This window comes from Desulfocurvibacter africanus subsp. africanus DSM 2603 (assembly GCF_000422545.1).
Lineage (GTDB): Bacteria > Desulfobacterota > Desulfovibrionia > Desulfovibrionales > Desulfovibrionaceae > Desulfocurvibacter > Desulfocurvibacter africanus.
Map to the genome: position 1 here is coordinate 1 of NZ_AULZ01000031.1, position 17909 is coordinate 17909.

The 17909-nt window shown below is 62.8% G+C and carries 18 protein-coding genes; 16 read left to right on the forward strand and 2 right to left on the reverse strand.

The features are described from left to right. From H585_RS21690 to H585_RS0116725, 7 genes are all read left to right on the forward strand, one after another. Positions 1–199 (forward strand): 3D domain-containing protein (locus H585_RS21690; RefSeq protein WP_034628360.1); only part of this gene is annotated, 199 nt, incomplete at its 5' end. Between the two features lie 290 nt (positions 200–489). After that, positions 490–1287, forward strand: a complete 798-nt coding sequence (locus H585_RS0116700; RefSeq protein ID WP_027368662.1) for an ABC transporter substrate-binding protein — start codon at positions 490–492, stop codon at positions 1285–1287. Positions 1288–1383: 96 nt separating this feature from the next. Then, complete coding sequence (locus H585_RS0116705) at positions 1384–2061, forward strand: amino acid ABC transporter permease (RefSeq protein WP_014261541.1); 678 nt, start codon at positions 1384–1386, stop codon at positions 2059–2061. A 3-nt stretch (positions 2062–2064) separates the two neighbouring features. Beyond that, complete coding sequence (locus H585_RS0116710) at positions 2065–2874, forward strand: amino acid ABC transporter ATP-binding protein (RefSeq protein ID WP_027368663.1); 810 nt, start codon at positions 2065–2067, stop codon at positions 2872–2874. Then, a complete protein-coding gene (locus tag H585_RS0116715) occupies positions 2875–3543 on the forward strand; it encodes an amino acid ABC transporter permease (RefSeq protein WP_005984242.1) in 669 nt (222 codons plus the stop codon). A gap of 26 nt (positions 3544–3569) precedes the next feature. Further along, a complete protein-coding gene (locus H585_RS0116720; protein ID WP_027368664.1) occupies positions 3570–4958 on the forward strand; it encodes an FAD-binding oxidoreductase in 1389 nt (462 codons plus the stop codon). Then, positions 4955–6154, forward strand: coding sequence for a pyridoxal phosphate-dependent aminotransferase (locus H585_RS0116725; RefSeq protein ID WP_081678707.1), 1200 nt, complete (start codon positions 4955–4957; stop codon positions 6152–6154). Before H585_RS0116720 ends, H585_RS0116725 begins: the two co-directional genes overlap by 4 nt. Before the next feature lie 415 nt (positions 6155–6569). Here H585_RS0116725 and H585_RS0116730 read toward each other — a convergent pair whose 3' ends face one another. Continuing rightward, a complete protein-coding gene (locus H585_RS0116730; RefSeq protein WP_027368666.1) occupies positions 6570–7211 on the reverse strand; it encodes an acyloxyacyl hydrolase in 642 nt (213 codons plus the stop codon). A 295-nt stretch (positions 7212–7506) separates the two neighbouring features. Then, a complete protein-coding gene (locus H585_RS0116735; protein WP_034628365.1) occupies positions 7507–8580 on the reverse strand; it encodes a beta-ketoacyl synthase N-terminal-like domain-containing protein in 1074 nt (357 codons plus the stop codon). A 487-nt stretch (positions 8581–9067) separates the two neighbouring features. Here H585_RS0116735 and H585_RS0116740 point away from each other — a divergent pair, with 487 nt between their 5' ends. The 9 genes from H585_RS0116740 (at position 9068) to H585_RS0116780 (ending at position 17906) form a co-directional block, all read left to right on the forward strand. Next, complete coding sequence (locus H585_RS0116740; RefSeq protein WP_027368668.1) at positions 9068–9643, forward strand: hypothetical protein; 576 nt, start codon at positions 9068–9070, stop codon at positions 9641–9643. A gap of 69 nt (positions 9644–9712) precedes the next feature. Beyond that, positions 9713–10441 carry a 3-oxoacyl-ACP reductase FabG gene (gene fabG / locus H585_RS0116745; RefSeq protein ID WP_014261548.1) on the forward strand — a complete coding sequence of 243 codons (729 nt, stop codon included), beginning with the start codon at positions 9713–9715 and terminating at the stop codon, positions 10439–10441. A gap of 45 nt (positions 10442–10486) precedes the next feature. Continuing rightward, positions 10487–11704: a beta-ketoacyl-[acyl-carrier-protein] synthase family protein gene (locus tag H585_RS0116750; RefSeq protein ID WP_027368669.1), complete on the forward strand. Its 1218-nt coding sequence runs from the start codon at positions 10487–10489 to the stop codon at positions 11702–11704. A gap of 12 nt (positions 11705–11716) precedes the next feature. Next, on the forward strand, positions 11717–13204 hold the full coding sequence (locus H585_RS0116755; protein WP_027368670.1) for a phytoene desaturase family protein: 1488 nt from the start codon (positions 11717–11719) through the stop codon (positions 13202–13204). Continuing rightward, positions 13195–14427, forward strand: a complete 1233-nt coding sequence (locus tag H585_RS0116760) for a beta-ketoacyl-[acyl-carrier-protein] synthase family protein (protein WP_014261551.1) — start codon at positions 13195–13197, stop codon at positions 14425–14427. Before H585_RS0116755 ends, H585_RS0116760 begins: the two co-directional genes overlap by 10 nt. After that, on the forward strand, positions 14420–14677 hold the full coding sequence (locus tag H585_RS0116765) for an acyl carrier protein (protein WP_005984252.1): 258 nt from the start codon (positions 14420–14422) through the stop codon (positions 14675–14677). The genes H585_RS0116760 and H585_RS0116765 overlap by 8 nt, the downstream gene beginning before the upstream one ends. A 112-nt stretch (positions 14678–14789) precedes the next feature. Continuing rightward, the gene (locus tag H585_RS0116770; RefSeq protein ID WP_244432599.1) at positions 14790–15551 is read left to right on the forward strand and encodes a lysophospholipid acyltransferase family protein; all 762 of its coding nucleotides are present in this window, start codon (positions 14790–14792) and stop codon (positions 15549–15551) included. Next, positions 15542–16855, forward strand: a complete 1314-nt coding sequence (locus tag H585_RS0116775; protein ID WP_027368672.1) for a phenylacetate--CoA ligase family protein — start codon at positions 15542–15544, stop codon at positions 16853–16855. Before H585_RS0116770 ends, H585_RS0116775 begins: the two co-directional genes overlap by 10 nt. Beyond that, a complete protein-coding gene (locus tag H585_RS0116780; protein ID WP_014261554.1) occupies positions 16848–17906 on the forward strand; it encodes a radical SAM/SPASM domain-containing protein in 1059 nt (352 codons plus the stop codon). Before H585_RS0116775 ends, H585_RS0116780 begins: the two co-directional genes overlap by 8 nt. Positions 17907–17909 lie beyond the last annotated feature (3 nt).

Here is a 17909-nt window from a genome sequence, read left to right on the forward strand (position 1 = left end):
CGAGGCGCGCTTCCAGTCTCTGGTGCTGGCGCAGGATACTGGTGGAGCCATCAAGGGCACACGTTTCGACCTGTTTTGCGGCTCGGGCGAACAGGCTGAATTCCTGGCAGGCCATCTTCAGAACGAAGCCCGCATGTACGTGCTCGTGAGCAAGGCCGCCCTGCGCTCCTGGGAATACCGCGCAGCCGTGTCCCGTTAGAGCATTTTGCTTTTGAAAATGCTCTGCAAGCCATGCGTCGGCATGGCTTGCCGCCGCGCAGGCGTAGGCGCAATTCACTTGCGCCGTCAACGCCGAAGCGGGCGTCTTAAAAGCAATCCGCTCTAGAGTGTTACCGCCTTCACAACCGCTTGCGGGCACGGGACAAGTCTGCTAGCACTCGGACCGAACTGAACACTGCTGCAGGCTCATGCTTTCTCCTGCTCGGGGAATTGCTGTGCATGTGCATGCCGGCGGCGTGTTCCATCGACACCGATGCGGAGGATTGCGCCATGAGAAAACTGCTCACGCTCGCCTGCTCGCTTGCTGCCCTGCTTCTGGTCGCCTGTGGCGAGGCACCTCAGGAAAAGAAGGCCGAGGAGGCTGCTCCGGCCGCCCCTGCACAGGCCGAAGCCAAGTCCTACATCAACGGCATCGACGCCAACTTCCCGCCCTTCGCCTTCGTGGATGAGAGCGGCAAGCCCAGCGGCTTCGACGTTGAGTCCGTCAACTGGATCGCCGAAAAGATGGGCTTCAAGGTCACCCACCAGCCCATCGACTGGGACGGCATCATCCCGGCCCTGCTTTCCAACAAGATCGACTTTATCGCTTCGGGCATGTCCATCACCGAGGAGCGCGCCAAGAAGGTCAATTTCTCCATGCCCTACTGGATCATCAAGCAGGTCTTCGTGACCAAGGCCGACGCGGCTCTGAGCCTGGATGACATGCTCAAGGGCAAGAAGACCCTGGGCGTGCAGCGCGGCACCTCCGAGGCCGAGTGGCTCAAGGAGAAGGCCGCTGCCGAGGGCTGGAACTTCGAGCTGCGTTACTACGATTCCGCGCCCCTGGCCGTGGAGGACGTGGTCAACGGCCGCATCGACGCCGCCGCCATGGATGACGCTCCGGCCAAGGACGCCACGGCTAAGAAGCCGGTGAAGATCCTGGGCACCTTCGGCATGAAGGAGGAGGAGTTCGGCTACGCTACCCGCAAGGAAGACGCCGAGCTGCTCACCAAGCTCAACGAGGGCCTCAAGCTGCTCATGGCCGATCCCTACTGGGAAGAGCTGCAAGTCAAGTACGGCCTGAAGTAGCCTTTCCGGTCGCAATGCAAGTCGCCCGGAAGGTGCTCTGGCGCCTTCCGGGTTTTTCATCCACGCGCCGGCTTTCGGCCGTTCCCAAGAGTGACAATGCCCGACAGCATAGAAGCCATCATCCAGGCACTGCCCTACCTGCTCGAAGGTTCCCTGACCACGGCCGGCATCGTTATCGGCGCCATGATCCTGGGCCTCTCCTTCGGCGTGCCATTGGCAGTTGCCCAGGCCTACGGCGGCTCCGTGACGCGTCGCCTCGCCAACATCTATGTCTGGTTCTTTCGCGGCGTGCCTGTCCTCGTGCTGCTGTTCCTGTTCTATTTCGGCCTGTTCAATCTCATTGGCCTCAATCTGAGCGCCTTCACCTCGGCCATCATCGTCCTGGGACTTACCAGCGCGGCCTATCAGTCACAAATTTTTCGCGGCGCCATCCAATCCCTGCCCCACGGCCAACTAAAGGCGGCCAAGGCCCTGGGCATGAATGAGTTCACGGCCATCACCAGCATCATCCTGCCCCAGGCCCTGCGCCTGTCCATCCCCGGCTGGTCCAACGAATACTCCATTATTCTGAAGGACTCAGCCGTGGCTTTCGTGCTGGGAACGGCCGAGATCATGGCCCGTACGCATTTCGTGGCCTCGCGTACCTACGAGCACTTGCCGCTGTATATGACCGCCGCGGTGCTCTACTTCATTCTGACCTGGTTCGGCGTGCGTGCCCTGCTCCACCTGGAGCGCAAGGTGCGCATACCGGGCTATGCCGTGCATCAAGGATAGCCAATGCCAGACACGACCCAACCAGTGCTGCGCATCGAGGGAATCAGCAAAAGCCTTGGCGGCAAGCAGATCCTCGACTCCGTCTCCCTGACGCTTCACAAGGGCGAACTCAAGGTGCTCATCGGGCCCTCGGGTGGAGGCAAAAGCACGCTTCTGCAATGCATCAACCTGCTCATTCAGCCTGATCAGGGCCGTATCTGGCTCGACAGCGAGGAAGTGCACGTCTCGCGCAAGCGCGACCTGTACTCCTTCCGCCAGCAGGTGGGCATGATCTTCCAGGATTTCAACCTGTTTGATCACCTGCGCGCGGCCGACAACGTGGCCATTGCCCTGCGCAAGGTGCGCGGCTGGAGCCGCCGCCAGGCCACGGAACGGGCCATGGCCGAACTGGAGCGCGTGGGTCTGGCCGACAAGGCCGAGCTGTATCCCGCAGAACTTTCGGGCGGCCAGAAGCAACGTGTGTCCATCGCCCGCGCCTTGGCCATGGACCCCAAGGTGCTTTTGCTGGATGAGCCGACTTCGGCTCTTGACCCCGAGTTGGTGGGCGAAGTGCTGGAAGTCATCCGCAACTTGGCCGCCGGGGGCATGACCATGCTCATGGCCACACACCAGATGAGCTTCGCCCGCGCCCTGGCCAAGGAAATCCTGTTCATGGAAGGCGGGCGCCTCATCGAGCAGGGCTCGCCGGCAATGCTGCTCGCCCCAGGCGCGGGCACGCGCACGCAATCCTTCTGCACCCGGCTGTGGGACGTCAGCGAGCGCGAGCATCCCGCCGCACCCGCGGGAGCGACCGGACCGGCGGGGACCTGTTAGATGGAGTTCGCGCCGTTCCTGACCGAGCAGATCATACCAGCCTTCAATCGCGGGCTGGGCAACAGCATGCTGCTCATCGTGCCGTCCGCCATCATGGGAGTGGTCCTGGGCATACTCGCGGGCACTGCGCGAGCCTTCGGCGGACCGGTACTCAGCCGGCTGGCCGCCTGGTACGCGGCCCTGTTTCGCGGCACGCCGCTGGTGGCCCAGCTGTTCATCTGGTATTTCGGCCTGCCCAATCTGGGCATCTACCTCTCGGCCTACTGGGCCTCGGTAATCGGCTTCGGCATGTGCAGCGGGGCCTACCACTCGGAGTACATCCGAGGCGGGCTGCTCTCCATACGCCGGGGCCAACTCCTGGCCGCGCAGTCCCTGGGCTTCTCCACCGCATCCACCCTGCGCTCGATCATCATCCCCCAGGCCTTCCGCCGCGCCTTGCCCGGCTGCGGCAACGAGATCATCTACCTGATCAAGTACTCGTCCCTGGCTTATATCATCACCTTCATCGAACTGACCGGCGAAGCCAAGATCCTGGCCACGCGCTACTTCGAATTCACCGAGGTATTCCTCGTGGTGGGCGCCTACTACCTGGCCCTGGTCAGCCTGGCCACCTGGGGCCTGCGCGTTCTGGAGCGCCGCCTGCATATCCCGGGCTTCGGCCGCACCTAACCGCGCTCCCCCACTCTGGTGCACACATGAACTATTCGCCCATAACCGAGACAGTCCGCACCCGAATCTGCGCCGAGCTTGGCAGCGAATGCGCCCTGCACGCTCCCGAGGCCCTGGCGCCTTATGGCCGCGACGCATCCGAGCTGTGCCACACGCCGGAACTGGTCATCCTGCCCAAGACAACGGAACAGGTCAGCCGACTCCTGCGGCTCGCCAACGAACTGCGCTTCCCGGTCACGCCGCGCGGCGCAGGCACCGGCCTGTCCGGCGGTTGTCTGACTCCGTTTGGCGGCGTGGTGCTGTCCCTGGAGCGCATGGATCGCATTCTGGCCATTGATGCGGACAACCTCGTGGCCGAGGTGGAGCCCGGCGTCATTACCCAGACCCTGCGTGATGCGGCCAAAGCCAAGGGCCTGTTCTACCCGCCCGACCCGGCCGGCATGGACAAATCCACCATCGGCGGCAACGCGGCCACCAACGCCGGCGGTCCGGCCTGCCTCAAGTACGGTGTCACGCGCGACTACGTGCTGGGCCTGGAGGCCGTATTGCCCACGGGCGAAGTCATCCGCGCCGGCACGCGCACGCGCAAGGGCGTGGTGGGCTACGATCTGGCCCGGCTCATCGTGGGTTCCGAAGGAACCTTGGGTATCATCACCGGCCTGACCCTCAAGCTCATCCCGCACCCCAAGGCAGTTGCCGGCATGGCCGCAGTGTTCCCGTCCATGGCCACGGCCATGCGCGCCGTAAGCGAGATCATGCGCCGCGGCTTTCTGCCCTCGGCCCTGGAATTCATGGATCATAAATGCATCGGCCTGGTGCGCGACCTGCTGCCCTTTCCCGCGCCCGAAGGCCAAGCCGCCATGCTGGTCATCGAATCCGACGGCGCTGCCGGGCAGGTCGGGGGCGACATCGAGGCCATGGCCGCCGTATGCTCGGAGCTGGGCGCGACGGGCATCCTGCGCGCCAGGGACCAGGCCGAGGCCGGCCGCGTCTGGGCCGCACGAAGGGCCGTGTCCCTGCGCATTCACGATTCCGCGCCGTTGTACATGTCCGAGGATATCGTCGTGCCCCTCGGCAATATCGCCGAGCTTGCCGCCGAATTGCCCGGCTTCGAAGAGCGCTTCGGCCTGAAGGTCTACGCCTTTGGCCATGCCGGCGACGGCAACATGCACCTGAACGTCACGGCGCCGGACAAAAGCCACAAGCCTCGCGCCATGGAAGGGGCGCGCGCCATCCTGGCCCGCGTGCTGGAGTTGGGCGGCACCATTTCTGGCGAGCACGGCATCGGCGAAGCCAAGATGCCCTTCGTGCCCATGGAGCTCAGCCCGGCCTCCATGCGCCTTCAAAAAGGCATCAAGCGGCTTTTCGACCCGAACCTCATCCTCAATCCCGGCAAAATCTTCGAGGACCTATGAGCAAACACATGGCAGGACAGGCGCCCAAGACTCGCGGAAGCCGGCGTGTGAACCTGGTGGAGGTCTCGGCCACCAAGCTCATGCCCATCATAGCCGCCCGCGTGGGCGGCTGCGTGTCCCTGGGCCAGGGTGTGCCCTCCTTCGCCACGCCGCCGCATATCGTCGAGGCAGTGACCCGCACCCTGCGTGAGGACCCGGCCAGCGGCAAGTACTCCCTGCAGCCTGGCATGCCGGCCCTGCGCAAAGCCATCGCCAGCGTCTTGGACCGCGAAAAGGGGTTGCGCTACTCCCCCGAATCCGAAATCGCCGTGACTGTCGGGGCCATGGAAGCCCTGCTCTGCGCCATCTTGGCCTTCGTCGATCGCGGCGACGAAGTCATTCTGCCCGCGCCCTGCTACGCTTCGCACATCGAGCAAGTGCAACTGGCCGAGGGCGTGCCGGTATTCGCCCCTCTGCGTCGGGCCGACTGGAGCCTGGACGCCGAGGCCGTGCGACGGGCCATAACCCCGCGCACCAAGGCCATCGTGCTCTGCTCGCCGGGAAATCCCACGGGTACGGTCTTCGACGAGGCGGACATGGCCGCTGTCTGCGAGCTGGCCATTACCCACGACCTGCTCGTGATCTCGGACGAGACCTACGACTACGTGACCTACGGCCGCCCCATGCCCACGAGCCCGGCCACGTATCCGGGCATGCGCGAGCGCACTGTGGTCATCAACTCCTTCTCCAAGAAGTACGCCCTGACGGGCTGGCGCGTGGGCTACATGGCCGCTGCCGAGCCGCTCATGGCCGACCTGCTCAAGATACACGACGCTTCGGCCATCTGCGCGCCCACACCCGCGCAACACGCGGCGCTGGCTGCGCTATCCGGCCCGCAGGATGTCGTGGACGATATGCGCCAGGCCCTCGAACGCCGCCGCGACCTGTGCTGCCGCCGCCTGGATGAGTTGAGCGATTATTTCGACTACGTCGCTCCCGGTGGAGCCTTCTACATCATGGCCCGCTACAAATTCACCGACGCGCCGTCCATGGAAGTCGCCACCCGGCTCATCGAGGAGGCGCGCGTCATCACCATTCCCGGCGGCTCCTTCGGGCCAGGCGGTGAAGGTCACTTGCGGTTGTCTTTCGGTGGAGAAGAGAGCGAAATCGAGGAAGCCTTCGCGCGCATAGGGCGTTGGGTGAAAGCAAAAACATAAAGTCATCTCTGGAAAGGGCACCATCCAAAACGAGGGATGCTGCCGGTACCCACGCAATATTACGACGGCCGATCAGGCGCAGATGCCTGACCGGCCGTTTCGTTTACATTAGAGTGTTTTGCACAAGAACTGGCAGAAACTGGGAAGGGCTTTGCCCTCCCAGACCCTCCCACCAGGGAAATGATTCCCCTGGACCCCCCATTTCAAATGCAATCAGCTTAATTCAAGCGCAAGGACTACATGCTGCGCAGCCTTGAAAAGGGCAACGCTCATTACCGGCATGAATGAGTTTTTAAAAATTGCTTTGGCGATCCGCTCATGAACTATGCGGAGCCAGGGAACGCGTCCTCTTCGGGAATGGCTCCGGCGGGAGCCAGGGAGTGCAAAGACCTTCCCAGCTCATATGCACCATGCTTCAGAAATAGGTCCCGAACATGAGCAACAACGAATTGATGCCCGTGTTGTCATCGTCCAAGCCGGCATTGGAGATATGATGGGCCCGCAGGCCGATGAACAGGTCAGGTCCGTTGTCGCGCAGGATGTCCGTGCCGATGCCTGCCTGGGGATTGAAATTGAAGCGCAACCCCTGTCCTTCCACGCGAAAGTCCGTGTAGATGGCGTGTATGCCGGCCTCGGCATATGGGCGCAGGCTGTCGCTGGCCAGAGAATCCAGATAATATTGGGCCATGATGCCGGCCGAAGCCACGGCGCGGCGGTAAGGCCAGGTCGTCAGTCCGGCCGAGGCTTCGACCTTGAAACGCAGCGGGTCGGGCGCACGGTGCGGCCAGACCGCGTCGTAGTCGAACTGCGCGAAGCCGTAGATGAGCGCCAGGCCGATGTCCGAATTGGGCGTATAGTCATTGCCTGCGGCCAGGGCCGCGCCATAGCGCGTGGGCACGTGGGCGGCATCCTGACCTTGGGCCATGGACGCGGTAGCCGTCACGGCCCATAGGGAGATAAACGCAACCAGGATAATGCGGCGGCAACACTCGGCGGAGGCCAGGCTCCACCGCGTGATTTCAGAGGGCTGCCGGATGGCCATGTCCAGCTGGTGCATAGCTGATCGCCTCCACGGCGTATTCCCAGATCCAGAAGCGACACTGTTCCACTCAAACTCGCCCGATGTCTGCAACACCCAGGCGCACCCAGGCGCACCCAGGCTCACCGAAGGGATGCGCTGGACGACCTGTCGGACACTCTACGGCCGCTTAGAGCATTTTGCTTTTGAAAATGCTCTGCAAGCCATGCGTCGGCATGGCTTGCCGCTAGCTACGGCGCAGGCGCAATTCACTTGCGCCGTCTACGCCGGAGCGGGCGTCTTAAAAGCAATCTGCTCTAGACGCGCATCGTCCTCATGCCTGGCTACGGCCCACGGTCAGCAGGCCATAACTCTCGGCCTCACCTAGGGTCAGGCAGGTCACGGGCCGGCCCTCAAGGCTGGTGGAGCGCATTCCTCCGCCCTTGTCCGGACCCGCTTGGAAAGTGTCCGAAGCCACGCTCACGGCCGCCACGGCCATATCCAGGGCCGCGGCCGAGGGCAGGCTGCCGTGCAGCGGCGCATAGGCCGCCACATCGCCCCCATGATCGTGCAGCACGTCCGCATAGGCTTGCCCGCAGGCCACATGGCCGTCGGCGCCCAGGATGAGCGGGCCGTCCGGCAGCGCAAGGCGCTCCTGCTCTCCCATGGTCCCAAGACGTACATCCAGGAGCGAACCGTAAGGGCCTTCGGGGGTGGACTCCGGCTCCAGGAGGAAAAAGGCCGCGCCTTCACCTGCCAGGGCCGAATGCGTTTCAAAATCCCACGGCCGAACCTCGCCGGCCTCGGAGCCGAAATATCGCTCGCGGCAATAGCCCAGCACGTCGCACCACTCGTCCACGGCGCCGAACAGCACCCGCTCGGCGCGGCCCGCGGCGAGCATGGCTGCAGCGCTGATCAAAGCCGACTGGGCTGACAGCCCGAACTGGCTCACGGTCAGGCTGGGACCCGTCGCGCCGAGCATGATGGCGATGTTGGCCGCTGCCGCGTTATGCACGGAGTTTGAAAAGTGCGTGGGCGAGGCATGTTTGTCTTCCTCGGCCACTGAATCCAGAAAGGAGAACGTCGTGCGCAGCGCGCCCCAGCCCGACGCAACCATGACGGAAAGACCAGCGTTGACGCTCTTGTCGAACGGTTCCAGGCCAGCGTCTTCCAGGGCCAGACAGGCGCACAGCAGCGCCAGACGCGAGAAATGGTCCATGCGCCTGAGCAGACGCTTGGGCGCGAATCGCTCCAGTTCATCCGTGGAAGCCCGATAATACGCCCATTCAGGCCCGCCTTGCGACCTTGCCTCTAAAACGGGCGTGCAAATGCCTCCGGCAAGGACGCTCTCCAAGGCCGACCTGCCTGCACCAAAACCGCCCACTGCTCCAACGCCCCTTATTCTCATGCGCACGCGAGTTGTCCTTGCATTCTCTGCTAGTCGAAAAGGCCATGCACTATTAGAGCATTTTGCTTTTGAAAATGCTCTGCAAGCCATGCGTCGGCATGGCTTGCCGCTAGCTTCGGCGCAGGCGCAATTCACTTGCGCCGTCAACGCCGGAGCGGGCGTCCTAAAAGCAATCTGCTCTAATGACCTGCATGCCGAGCCGAAGCGAGCATCCGCATCGATGATGCGAACTGTGTTTGTTCGTACCATGATTCGGGAGGCTGCGACTCGTTACGGCTTGGATGCACCGTTATTCGCCAGACCGGTTTCAGCATATTACGTGTTTCAGCCACATAGGGAAACAGGGAAATAGTTGTCTTGCAAACCATTGAGCCAAACACAGTTTGCGCTAAGCCGGTTGTTGTGTTTTGACTTGTGGCGTGTTAAGCCCTCAACGTTCTCAATCCATACCACGTACTTATTGATCACCATCTACGAGGAGAGGCGTATGAAGCCGTTAAACCTGCTTAGAATGGTTGCTGTGATCTTGGCTTTGTTGGTTGTCGGCTGTGGCGGCAAGAACGTCGCCTCCAGTCTGCCCAATGGCGGCATTGTGTACAACAAGTATAACGTACACAGTTTCATGGACCGCAAGAGCATCAAGGCCAGTTATGCCAACTGGGTAGATGTCCGCACCGGACAGACGGTTTTCCCGCCCAACACCAAGTTCCAGGTAGGCAAATGGAGGGGCGGCTTCGTACTCACCAAGGTGGACGGCGGCCAGACCATCCACTACGAGTACAAAGCCAAGCACATGGGCATGAGCGTGGACGACTACATCAAGCTCATCACCTCCCCCACGCCCGTCAAACTGTCCGGCCTGTCCAAGCTCGACCAGCAGGGAGTCCGCGAGGGCAAGGCCCTCAAGGGCATGAGCAAGGAAGGCGTTAAGACCGCCCTGGGCTACCCGGCGGTCCACAAAACGCCCTCCCTGAGCGACAACACGTGGGTGTACTGGCGCGACCGTTACAGAACGCTGGTCGTGAACTTCGACGCTTCCGGCAAAGTCGTGAGCGTGAAATAGCTGATCCAAGCATAACCGGGCCGGGAGCGCTCAGGCAATCCCGGCCCTGACTTTCCGAGATATCCAGTAATGACCGAACGAAACATCGCCTTAGTCACTGGCGCCAGCAAGGGCATTGGCGCGGCCATAGCCTTGGCCCTGGCCGAAGACGGCTTCGACATCTGGCTCAATTACAGAAACGACCATGCCGCCGCCGAGGCGGTCCGTGATGCAATCCAAGCCAAGGGCGCGGCCTGCACCCTGCTCTCCTTCGACGTTGCCGATGGAGACAAGGTCAAGGCGGCCCTGGACCCGCTCCTCGCGCAGGCGGTGCCTTTCGCGGTGGTCAACAACGCCGGCTTCACCAAGGACGGCCTGCTGCCGCTCATGCCTCCCGAGGCCTGGAAAAGCGTGCTCTCCGTGCATCTGGACGGATTCTACAACGTGACCCGAGCGATCTTGCCGCTCATGCTGCGCAAGCGCAAGGGCCGTGTGGTCAACATCGTCTCCACTTCGGGTCAAAGCGGCATGCCTGGCCAGACCAACTACTCGGCCGCCAAGGCCGGCCTCATCGGCGCAACCAAGGCCCTCGCAGCCGAGGTGGCCAAGCGCAATATTCTGGTCAATGCCGTGGCTCCCGGCTTCATCGAGACAGAGATGATCAAGAATCTGCCCAAGGAGCACATCCTGCCGCGCATTCCCTTGGGCAGGGTGGGCAGCGCACAGGAAGTCGCCGATGCAGTCAGCTTCCTGTGCTCCGACAAGGCCACCTACATCACTGGACAAGTCCTCGCCGTGAACGGCGGGATCTACATGTAGCCAACGTTTTTCGCCTCCTGCGTTTTCCATTTCACGAGATCAAGCATGTACAAGGTAGCAATCACGGGCATAGGCATTGTCTCCTGCCTTGGCCACGAACCCGAGTCAGTGGCCCAGGCCTTGTACAGCGGCGCCTCGGGCATAGCCATCGACGAGGAGCGGATAAAGCTGGGCTTCCGCAGTCCGCTCACCGGCCGCATCCGGGATTTCGATCCTGCGGCGCGGCTGTCCCGCAAGCAACTCAAGAGCATGACCGATTTCGCCATCTGGGCCCATGCGGCGGCCATGGACGCCGTGGAGATGTCCGGCATCGCGCCCGAGGATCTGCGCAATGCCGAGAGCGGGCTGATATTCGGCAACGATTCGACATGCGTCTCGGCCGTTGAACAGGTGGAACAGCTGCGGGCCGGCGGTGATACCGCACGCATCGGCAGTGGGAACATCTTCCGCATCATGAACTCCACGGTGACCATGAACCTGAACGTGCTCCTGGGCACGCGCGGGGCCTGCTGGACCATCAGTTCGGCCTGCTCCAGCGGTGGCCATGCCGTGGGCCAGGCCGCGGACCTCATCGCCCTGGGCCGTCAGGATCGCGTCATCTGCGGCGGAGCCCAGGAGATCACCTGGCAGTCCATCTGCAGCTTCGACGGTCTTGGAGCCTTCTCCACGCGCGTGGACGCACCCGGCAAGGCCAGCCGTCCCTTTGACGCCAAGCGGGATGGCTTGGTGCCGGGCGGCGGAGCGGCAGCCATCATGCTCGAACGCTGGGACCTGGCCGAAAAACGAGGAGCGCGCATCCTGGGCGAAGTTTTGTCCTACGGATTCTCCTCCGACGGCGAGCATCTGTCCAAGCCAAGCGTCCACGGCCTGGGCACGTCCATGGCCAAAGCCCTCGGAAGCGCCGGCCTCATGGCCAAGGACATCGACTACATCTGCGCCCACGCCACATCGACTCCGGCAGGTGACGCGGTGGAGGCGCAGGCCATCGCAGCTCTGTTCGGCGAGCGCACGCCGCCGATTTCCTCACTCAAGTCCATGACTGGCCACGAATTGTGGATGTCCGGTGCCTCGCAGGTGGTCTACACGACCATCATGGCCATGAAGGGCTTCTTGGCAGCCAACGTGAATTTCGAATGCGGCGACGAGCACAGCTCCAAGTTGAACATCATCACCGCCCCCCTGGAGCGTGGGCCACACACGGCCTTGTTAAACTCCGCCGGTTTCGGCGGCACCAACTCAAGCCTCGTGCTGCGTTTCGCCTAAGCAGGTTTTTTCATGCATACGGATTTCACGGTAATCGGCTCGGGCATGTCCGGACTCACGGCGGCGCTGGTGCTTGCCAAGCACGGACGCTCGGTGACGCTCGTGGAACGGCACCCACATCCCGCGCCCGTGCTGCGCGGATTCACCCGTCAGGGCATCTATTTCGATACGGGCTTTCATTATGCCGGCAGCCTCGGCGACGGCGAAATCCTGGACAGGTACTTGCGCTACCTTGGTTTGGCGCCGCACCTGCGCAAGATTCCGCTGAATCCGGAAGGCTTCGACATCATGCGTTACCCGCAATCCGGGTTCGAATTCAGTTTTCCATATGGAGTCGAGCGGATCAGGCAGGCCTTACTACAGGCCTTCCCGTCCGAGCTCCAGGGAATCGACGCCTTTCTGAACAAGGTCCAGCAATCCTTTGCCAGCTCGCCGTTCCTCAATCCCGGAGCCCGCTACACTGCCGAGCACGCTTTCCCGGAGATGGACAGCGAGAGCCTTGGAGAGGCCCTGGCGCGACTTTTGCCCAACGAACTATGCCGGAGCCTGCTCGGGGTGCACTGTCTGCTGCATGGAACGGCTCCGGAGGAGGTCCCCTTTCTCCTGCATGCGCGGATTGTCGGCTCCTATTTCGAGACCGTCTGCGCCCTGGAGGGAGGCGGCCGGTCATTGGTGAACGCCTTCCTGCAGGAGTTGAAGCGCCTGGGCGTGACAGTGCTCTGCGGAAGGGAAGCCACGGGCTTCGAGCATTCCGGTGATATCCTCACGGGCGTGCGCCTGGCCCACGGCGAGGTCATCAACTGCTCCGGCTGCGTGGCGACGTTGCACCCGGCCAAGCTCGCGGCCATGCTTCCCCAGAGCGTGTTCCGCCAAACCTACCTGCGCCGACTGCAGGCGCTGGAGGAAACCCCCTCGGCGTACATGATCTTCGGCAAACTGGACAATCCTCCTCCGACGTTGCTCGACCGCAATTATTTCGTCCTGCCGCGCACGGATATCGACAGTTACTTTCGGCCGGATACACCTTTTGACGAACTGCCCATTTACATATCCGCCTCGCACGGGAGCGAGTCAGGCACGAGCAAAACCGGAGTGATCCTCCTGGCCGCCGCCCCGCCCAACCAAGTCGCGCGATGGACGGACTCGCGACTGGGAGCCCGCCCGCCGGAGTATGTCGAATTCAAGCGCGACATCCTGGCGCGCCTGCAAGAGCGGGCCGAACGTCACTGCCCCGAGTTGCGCGGCATGGCTTTGCTGGAGGGCGCCACTCCGTTGACCTTCCGTGACTATGCGAATAGTCAGCTTGGCGGTCTTTACGGCGCAAGTCACAAGATCACCCAAAGCAGCCCAATGCCCCGAACCAAGCTCAAAGGCTTGTATCTGGCCGGACAATCGATCATCGCCCCCGGCGTGCTGGGCACGCTCATCTCCGCGATGGTGACCTGCGCCAACATCCTGGGAGCCGAGAACATCCTGCAAGGACTGCACGAATGTCCCTAAAACGAGTCGTCGTCACAGGCGTGGGCGCCATGAGCCCTCTGGGCCACGGTGCAAGTGAGCTCATGGCAGGTCTGCTCCAAGACCGCAGCGGCATCTCCCGCGTGGAGGAGCTGCGCAAGGTTCAAGGCCTGCGCAGCTTGGTGGCGGGCCTTGTTCCGCCCGTGGACCCCAAGCTCATCGACCGCAAATTCCGCCGCTCCATGTCGCCCATGTCGATCTACGCGACATTGGCCAGCCACGAAGCCCTGGCTCAAGCCGGCGTGCCGGAGGAAACCATTTCCGGCGGCCGTCTTGGTTTGTGCATCGGCTCCACCATCGGCAGCCCCTTCACCTATGAGGAGTTTTTCTCCGATTATCTGAAGGACTTCTCCCTGGAGCGGATCAAGTCCACCATGTTCTTCAAGATCATGAGCCACAGCTGCGCGTCCAACGTCGCTCAGGCCCTGGGCGTCAAAGGCCGCATCATGGCTCCCGCCGCGGCCTGCGCCACGGGCGTGCAGACCGTGGGCCTGGGTTTCGAGGCCATCGCCCTGGGCAAGCAGGACATGATGCTCTGCGGCGGTGCCGATGAACTGCACCCGCTCACCGTGGCCACCTTCGACATCATCAGTGCGGCCTCCTTTCGCTACAACGACCAGCCGGCCAGCACGCCCAGGCCGTTCGACAAGGACCGCGACGGCACGGTCTGTTCCGAAGGCTGCGGCATACTGCTCCTGGAATCACTGGACTCGGCCCTGGCTCGCGGGGCGCGCATATTGGGCGAAATCGTCGGCTTCGCCACGACCTCGGACCCGACCAACATTTCCAATCCCGATCCGGCGGCCATCGCGGCATGCATGCGCACAGCCCTGGAGGACGCCGGCTTGAGGCCCGAGCAGGTAGACTACATCAATGCCCACGCCACAGCCACGGAACTTGGCGATATCGCCGAGAGCGTGGCCATCCATGATCTGTTCGGGCCGCGTGTCCCGGTGAGCAGCCTCAAGGGCTTCCTCGGGCATGCCCTGGCGGCCAGCGGCGCTATCGAACTCATCGCCACCCTGGGCATGCTGGAACGCAACTTGCTTCTGCCAACTCGAAATCTAGAAACAATCGATCCACGCTGCGCTCCGGTCAATTTCCTGCGCGAGCGGACCGAAGTCGCGGCGGATGTAGCGGTCAAGAACAACTTCGCCCTTGGGGGCGTCAACGCATCGCTTATAGTGAGGAGATTCCATGACTGATCAGGAAGTCATAGCCATCGTCAACAAGGCCCTGGCTGAGGAGTTCGAGTTGGACGAGGCCGTCATGGTGCCCGAGGCCAACCTGTACCAGGATCTGGAATTGGACAGCCTGGACGCCGTGGATATGGTCATCGTCCTGGAGAACGCATTCGGCTGCAAGCTGCGCGACGAAGAGGCCATCCGCTCCATTCGCACCTTGAGCGACCTGTACAAGTTCATCCTGAAAAAGAAAGAAGGCGTGACGGCTTGATCCGTACCCGTCGCCAGCGAATCCGAAGCATTTCGGATAATGGCGGGCGGAACGAACTGGTCCGTTTATCGTAAACAAAATGCGCCGTCCCCTCACACTCCGCATAGTGATCATGAACATCTGGATGTACTCCGGTCTGGTTCTACTGACCGGGCTCTCCATGCTGGTATTCATGGTCCTGCATCCGCTCAACCGTCTGTTCAGGGGCCTGAGCCGCGGCGAGAGCGCACGGTTGGCCATCTGGCTCTATGGCAAGGCCTGGATGCTCCTCATCCGGCCCTTCGCGAGTTTCACGCGCGAAGGATTGGGGCATATCCCCACCGGGAGTCCGGCGATCGTGGTGGTCAACCATTTGTCCTTCTTCGACACGTACTGCATGGGCGGGCTGCCGCACTCCAATGTGGTCTTCACCGTACGCGCCTGGCCATTCCGCATGCCCTGGTATGCTCCATTCATGCGCATGGCCGGGTACGTGGACATGGAAACCGACGGAATGCAAGCCGGCCTCGAGCGCTGCAAGGCGCAATTGGCCAAGGGCGCCACGGTGCTCTTCTTTCCCGAGGGACACCGCAGCCGCGATGGCCAGTTGCAGCGTTTCTATTCGGGAGCCTTCCGGCTCTCGCAGGAAACAGGCGTGCCCATTACGCCTTTATGCCTGAGCGGCACGGACAGGCTTCTGCCGCCAGGAACGTTCTACATGGCCCCGGCGCGCATCAGAATGCGTGCCTTGCCTCCCGTACGTCCGGAATGCTTTCCAGGCGAATCTGGGCACATAGCCATGCGCAAGGCAGTCAAGCAGCTCATGGCCGCGGAGCTGGAGATCATGCGCGAGAGCGCACCCGGCGCGGCATCGGAGGAACTGGCATGTTCGTGACCCCTCCCAGTTTGAATATCGAGTACGGCAGTTGGACGAGCATGGAAGCGATCAGGGACGACTTGATCCGCAGGCATGTGGCCTATGCGGCCGAGCGCTCGCCATTCTACCGCCGCCTGTTCGCGGAGCACGGCATAGCTCCACGGGATGTGCGCACGGCTGCGGACCTTGCCATGCTGCCCTTCACGCGCAAGGAGGACTTGGCCGCCCACGGCCCCGAGTTCCTGTGCGTGGAGCGCTCCAAGGTGGTGGATCTGTGCCTGACCTCGGGCACCACGTCCAAGCCCGTGGTGCTCATGCAGACCGCCGCGGATCTGGACCGGCTGGGCTATAACGAGGAGATATCGTTCCGCGCCACGGGCCTGACGGAGAACGACACAGTGCTCAACGCCGCGGCCATGGATCGCTGTTTCATGGCCGGACTGGCCTATTTCCTGGGCCTGGTACGGTTGGGCGCCACGGTCATCCGCGCCGGGTCCAGCAGCGTTCCCGTGGTGGCAGAGCTGGTGCGCAATTATGCGCCCACGGCCATAGTGGGCGTGCCTACCCTGCTTTTGGCCATAGCCGAACGGTTGCGGCAGGACGGCTTCGACCCGGCAAGGAGCGGCGTCAAGCGGCTCGTGTGCATCGGCGAGCCTCTTCGCCTATCCGATTTCACCATTGCGCCTCTAGGAAAACGACTCCAGGACATCTGGCAGGCCCGGCTCTACTCCACCTACGCCAGCACCGAGTTGGCCACGGCCTTCTGCGACTGCGACGCCGGTCAGGGCGGCCATGCCCACCCGGACCTGGTGCACGTGGAGATCCTGGACGAAGAAGGCAAACCTGTGCCTCCGGGCCAGCCTGGCGAAGTGGTGGTCACGCCGCTGCAGGTCGAGGGCATGCCGCTCGTGCGCTACCGCACCGGCGACATCGCCGCGCTGCACGACGATCCCTGCCCCTGCGGCCGCAACTCCCCACGCCTGGGACCAATCCTTGGCCGCAAGAGCCAGGTGCTCAAATACAAGGGCACCACGGTCTACCCGCCAGCCATCTTCTCCGTGCTGCAGGAGATGCGAGGGGTGCGCGGCTACTACATCGAGGTCACGGACCGCTTCCAGCTTTCGGACAACATCAAGGTCGTGGTGGGAGTGGAGGGCGACGAGCTGACCCCGCGCATGGTGGCCGAGAAAATCGCCTCCAGCGTGCGGGTCAAGCCCGAGGTGGTCTTCGACACGCCCGACAACGTGGCCAATAAGGTTGCCCAGCCGGGCAAACGCAAGCCTGTAACTTTTTTTGACCTTCGGGAGGGCTCCAGTGACTGAGTGTCTTTGCGAAACCAAACGCGCCTGGGGCTCCAACTTCAGTCTCGAGGAGATAGCCGAGGCCCGCGACCGCTGCGGATTGCTGACCATGGAGCTGGAGCTGAGCCGGGAGTGCAACCTGCGCTGCATCTATTGCTACTCCGAGGCGGGCACGCCCCTGGATAACGAGCTGAGCAGCGAGGAGATCTACTCCGTCGTTGATCAGGCCATCGCCCTGGGCGCCCGGCGCATCATCGTGCTGGGCGGCGGCGAGCCCCTGGTCTATCCGGGCGTCATGGACATCATGCGCTACCTGCACAAGCGCGGCGTGGGCATCGACCTGTTCACCAACGGCACGCTCATCACCGAGGACATGGCCCGCGAATTCCGCGACATGGGCGTGCATCCCGTCATCAAGATGAACAGTCTGAACGATGACGTGCAGGACCTGCTGGCCGGCCATAAGGGTGCCGCGCGGGATATCCGCCAGGGCTTCAAGAACCTGGTCAAGGCCGGCTACCCGGCCGAAGGGCTGCCCATGGGCGTGCAGAGCGTCATCTGCCGCCAGAATCTGGCCGAGTTGCCCGCCATGTGGAGTTGGATCCGCGAGCGCGGCATGACCCCATACTTCGAGATGATCACCCTGCAAGGCCGGGCCCGCAAGCACCCGGACCTGGAAGTCACGCCCGGCGAGCTTCGCGCCGCCTTCGAAGAGCTGTCGCGCCTGGACCGCGAGCGTTTCGGCTTCGACTGGGAACCGCATCCGCCCGTAGCCGGCCTGCGCTGCAACCGTCACAGCTACACGTGCACCGTGACCGTGCATGGCGATGTCATTCCCTGCCCCGGCGTGGATATTCCCGTGGGCAACATCCGCACGCAGCCCCTGGCCGACATTCTCAAGGGCAGCGAGGTCATCCACAAGCTGCGCAACATCCGCAAATACATCAAGGGCGCCTGCGCCGAATGCCCGCAAAACGACAGCTGCTACGGCTGCCGGGGCATGGCCTACCAGCTCACGGGCGACTATCTTGCCGCCGATCCTCTTTGCTGGCACGTGAATCAAGGAAAGTAGCCT

Bases quoted from the DNA above. Each gene is read 5' to 3' on its own strand.
- H585_RS0116700 (WP_027368662.1), top strand. From the start codon at position 490: ATGAGAAAACTGCTCACGCTCGCCTGCTCGCTTGCTGCCCTGCTTCTG.
- H585_RS0116705 (WP_014261541.1), top strand. From the start codon at position 1,384: ATGCCCGACAGCATAGAAGCCATCATCCAGGCACTGCCCTACCTGCTC.
- H585_RS0116710 (WP_027368663.1), top strand. From the start codon at position 2,065: ATGCCAGACACGACCCAACCAGTGCTGCGCATCGAGGGAATCAGCAAA.
- H585_RS0116715 (WP_005984242.1), top strand. From the start codon at position 2,875: ATGGAGTTCGCGCCGTTCCTGACCGAGCAGATCATACCAGCCTTCAAT.
- H585_RS0116720 (WP_027368664.1), top strand. From the start codon at position 3,570: ATGAACTATTCGCCCATAACCGAGACAGTCCGCACCCGAATCTGCGCC.
- H585_RS0116725 (WP_081678707.1), top strand. From the start codon at position 4,955: ATGAGCAAACACATGGCAGGACAGGCGCCCAAGACTCGCGGAAGCCGG.
- H585_RS0116730 (WP_027368666.1), bottom strand. From the start codon at position 7,211: ATGCACCAGCTGGACATGGCCATCCGGCAGCCCTCTGAAATCACGCGG.
- H585_RS0116735 (WP_034628365.1), bottom strand. From the start codon at position 8,580: ATGAGAATAAGGGGCGTTGGAGCAGTGGGCGGTTTTGGTGCAGGCAGG.
- H585_RS0116740 (WP_027368668.1), top strand. From the start codon at position 9,068: ATGAAGCCGTTAAACCTGCTTAGAATGGTTGCTGTGATCTTGGCTTTG.
- fabG (WP_014261548.1), top strand. From the start codon at position 9,713: ATGACCGAACGAAACATCGCCTTAGTCACTGGCGCCAGCAAGGGCATT.
- H585_RS0116750 (WP_027368669.1), top strand. From the start codon at position 10,487: ATGTACAAGGTAGCAATCACGGGCATAGGCATTGTCTCCTGCCTTGGC.
- H585_RS0116755 (WP_027368670.1), top strand. From the start codon at position 11,717: ATGCATACGGATTTCACGGTAATCGGCTCGGGCATGTCCGGACTCACG.
- H585_RS0116760 (WP_014261551.1), top strand. From the start codon at position 13,195: ATGTCCCTAAAACGAGTCGTCGTCACAGGCGTGGGCGCCATGAGCCCT.
- H585_RS0116765 (WP_005984252.1), top strand. From the start codon at position 14,420: ATGACTGATCAGGAAGTCATAGCCATCGTCAACAAGGCCCTGGCTGAG.
- H585_RS0116770 (WP_244432599.1), top strand. From the start codon at position 14,790: ATGAACATCTGGATGTACTCCGGTCTGGTTCTACTGACCGGGCTCTCC.
- H585_RS0116775 (WP_027368672.1), top strand. From the start codon at position 15,542: ATGTTCGTGACCCCTCCCAGTTTGAATATCGAGTACGGCAGTTGGACG.